The organism is Aquincola agrisoli, assembly GCF_036621135.1.
Classification (GTDB): domain Bacteria; phylum Pseudomonadota; class Gammaproteobacteria; order Burkholderiales; family Burkholderiaceae_C; genus Aquincola; species Aquincola agrisoli.
In genome coordinates this window covers 1-507 of the sequence record NZ_JAZIBG010000027.1, presented here as the reverse complement: position 1 = coordinate 507, position 507 = coordinate 1, and the positions used below count along the sequence as shown (strand labels likewise).

Genomic DNA, 507 nt, shown 5'->3' with positions numbered 1-507 from the left:
GTCCCGCCCGCGCAAGCTGCTCACCGTCATCACCAAGAGCAACGCGCAGCGCCACGCGATGGTGATGTGGGACGAGATCGCCGTGCAGGTCTCCAAGGAGTTCCCCGACGTCACCTGGGACAAGGAGTTGGTCGACGCCTCGACCGCGCGGATGATCAACCGCCCGGCCTCGCTCGACACCATCGTCGCGACCAACCTGCACGCCGACATCCTGAGCGACCTGGCGGCCGCGCTGGCCGGCAGCCTGGGCATCGCGCCCACCGGCAACATCGACCCCGAGCGGCGCTTTCCGTCGATGTTCGAGCCCATCCACGGCTCGGCCTTCGACATCATGGGCCAGGGCCTGGCCAACCCGGTGGGCACCTTCTGGTCGGTGGTGATGCTGCTGGAGCACCTGGGCGAAGACGCTGCCGCGCGGCGGCTGATGCAGGCCATCGAGCAGGTGACCGCCAACCCGGCGCTGCACACGCGCGACCTCGGCGGCAAGGCCACCACCGCGCAGGTGAC

The 507-nt window shown here is 69.6% G+C and carries 1 protein-coding gene; it reads left to right on the top strand.

The window, feature by feature from the left end; genetic code table 11:
• Positions 1 to 507: isocitrate/isopropylmalate family dehydrogenase (locus tag V4F39_RS11660; protein WP_332289576.1), on the top strand; the 507-nt coding region annotated here is incomplete at both ends.